The sequence below is a fragment of the Pseudomonas sp. 10C3 genome (assembly GCF_036346185.1).
Lineage (GTDB): Bacteria > Pseudomonadota > Gammaproteobacteria > Pseudomonadales > Pseudomonadaceae > Aquipseudomonas.
Genome location: NZ_JASJVE010000238.1, coordinates 1 through 230, shown reverse-complemented (window position 1 = coordinate 230; position 230 = coordinate 1). Strand labels below are relative to the sequence as shown.

Here is a 230-nt window from a genome sequence, read left to right as displayed (position 1 = left end):
CCTCTGGGTACACGCGGTGTCCGTGGGCGAAAGCATTGCTGCCGCACCGATGATTCGTGCCTTGCTGCAACGTTATCCACAGTTGCCGATCACAGTGACCTGCATGACGCCGACGGGCTCGGAGCGTATTCGGGCGCTGTTTGCCGATGAGCCGCGCGTCCAGCACTGCTATTTGCCTTACGACTTGCCCTGCGCTGCGGCGCGATTCCTCGATCGGGTCCGGCCGAAGC

General features: G+C 63.0%; 1 protein-coding gene. It reads left to right on the top strand.

Annotated features, from left to right (window positions below):
* Positions 1-230, top strand: a 230-nt coding sequence (locus QN399_RS26745; RefSeq protein ID WP_330201988.1) for a glycosyltransferase N-terminal domain-containing protein, incomplete at both ends; no start/stop codon positions are given.